We start from the raw sequence: 2,096 nt of genomic DNA, 5'->3' as shown, positions 1-2,096 counted from the left end.
GCAAATAACGATCCCTTATTTACAAAATACAGCTTTGAAGGTATCGATGTCGATCCCGTTAATCAAAATATCTACCTGGCGTATTCTGATGGCCCTGCTGTTTATAATATTGCCAGCCAGACATTGCAATCGCTCGAGCCAGCCGGCTTTTATGATAATGTTCACCTGTTGATTCAACCTTATATGTTAGATCGCGATACATCAAGCGGTGAAATATTTGCAGTCAATGAAGCTGAAGAGGTGGTCGCCATGACGCCCAGCAATTCAGAATTACGTTTGCTTGCTGGAAATATCGAGGCAAAAAGTTTGTATTATGATAGCGCTCAACAGCAGCTATATGTCGGATCCGAAAATGGTGAGTTAGGGCTTATCAGTCTTGAAGATGATGTTTATCAAACCATACTTAGCGCCGATGAAGAGATGGATATCAGGGCTATAACTGCAGACAATCAAGGTTACTTGTATTTTTTGAACGATATAGACAACAATCTCTATCGATTTGACACGCTCAGTCAGCAGATAGCGTTGTTTTCAGCCTCATCGGACAATGCATCAAAACTTAAAGGTTATGATAACAGTTTAGTGTTTGATGCAGCACAGCATCGATTGATCACAAAAAATGACTATGATGACGGTTTGATTGCGATTTCATTGCAAGACGGTACTCGTTCACAGCTACCACCGCCCAAAGGGCTCGAAGATGATATAGAAAGCGCCCTTGTTTTAAGTCAAGACGGCAAACATATCTTGTTTGTCAGTGATGAAAATATCTATCAATACGATCTGCAAAATGGTGAAATTAGCACGCTGTTTCAACGTCGACAAGGTCAAAGCTTATTTGGACAAATTGAGGGTATGACCCTGTATACAGACAAGCTTTTGCTGGTTGCTGATGATGATAAATCAGGGCTTTGGCTGCTTAATCTAGAGACTAAACAGCGCGCATTTGTGCAATAATATAATCTAACATCTCTTAAATACTGGCCGCGTCGCGGCCTTTTTACACGAGCTGATTTTATAACCGCTAACGGTCTCAAACCGTTTTATCTATTCGCACGAGTTGTCTACGGCGGTTTTCACTGCAGTTTCTATGGTGGTTTCTATGGTGGTTGCTGTAGCGGCTGCTGTGCCGTCTGGGCTGCATAGCTGTTGCAACTCATGCGCCAGCGCGCGGTGTACCCGAATCGTGCGACCATCGATGCTTGGCACACGCTGTGGTGGGCACTGAAGCACGGCCTCGACGGCAACCCAGGCAAAAGCGGCAATCTCACGGTAGGCGGCAAAGCGTGGCGACAAGCTGGGCAGGGCCTTAGCTTTTATTGCTGCTGCAGGCACATAGCTAACGGTGGCGGTAAATAAACGACAGCGGCCATAATCAATAAAGCGATCAGCCGAACACAGCGCCGTCAGCTGCGCTTGCTGCCAATAGCCGCGGCTTTCTTCTGCAGCCTCGCGTATGGCGGTCTGATAGGGCGATTCTAGCCGTCGCTGACCCGTTGCATCACGCAAACGCTGACGTTTACCGGCCAAAACGCTATAGCGCCGGCGCCAGCGATCACGCCCCAGCAAGACCAGCACTTGCCCCTGGTGTTCGGCCAACAGAATCAGGCCTGCAGCCAGAATTGAACGGGCGTCGCTATGTGGCATGGCATGGGTTTCCTTGGTTGGCGCGGTAAATCATTGCGGCATCTTATCGTTAGCGGCATCTTATCGTTAGCGGCATCTTATCAATAGCGGCACTTATCGTTGGCTGCATTTTATCGTGATATGGAGTCACGCATCGCTGATGCCTAGCACAGCGTCATAATGCGATAGCGCGTGGCAGCAGACGGCTGTGACAATAGTACGTCATCGTCAACGCCTTGGCCCAGTAAGGCCTTACCCAGCGGCGCATCAGGGCTAATCACCTGAACGGTTTTACCCGCATAGCTAAACTGCAGCCCACCAGCCGCCGGCCCTAAAAACACCCACAGTGGCTTATCGCTAGACGCTGGCTGCAAGCAAACCAAGGCGCCCAGCGCAATGGCATCATCTTCGCTAAATGTTGGTTTGTGAAACTGCCGATAGCGTTGCAGGCTGTCTTGCAGCGCGGCTAC

At 48.9% G+C, this 2,096-nt stretch carries 3 protein-coding genes; 1 reads left to right on the top strand and 2 read right to left on the bottom strand.

Annotation, left to right across the window (positions count from 1 at the left end):
* Window positions 1-957 (top strand): hypothetical protein (locus HRU21_13050; GenBank protein NRA43216.1); only part of this gene is annotated, 957 nt, incomplete at its 5' end.
* Window positions 958-1,047: 90 nt separating this feature from the next.
* Here the strand turns inward: HRU21_13050 and HRU21_13045 are convergent.
* Together HRU21_13045 and HRU21_13040 are read right to left on the bottom strand one after the other, a co-directional pair.
* Window positions 1,048-1,647, bottom strand: a complete 600-nt coding sequence (locus tag HRU21_13045; GenBank protein ID NRA43215.1) for an NUDIX hydrolase — start codon at window positions 1,645-1,647, stop codon at window positions 1,048-1,050.
* 143 nt (window positions 1,648-1,790) lie between these two features.
* The coding region (locus tag HRU21_13040) for a GreA/GreB family elongation factor (GenBank protein NRA43214.1) at window positions 1,791-2,096 on the bottom strand (306 nt) is incomplete at its 5' end.

Source organism: Pseudomonadales bacterium (assembly GCA_013215025.1).
In the GTDB taxonomy this organism is placed as follows: Bacteria; Pseudomonadota; Gammaproteobacteria; order Pseudomonadales; family DT-91; genus DT-91.
This window is presented reverse-complemented; position numbering and strand designations above follow the sequence as displayed.

Coding starts and splice junctions, on each gene's coding strand:
- HRU21_13045 (NRA43215.1), bottom strand. CDS start 1,647: ATGCCACATAGCGACGCCCGTTCAATTCTGGCTGCAGGCCTGATTCTG.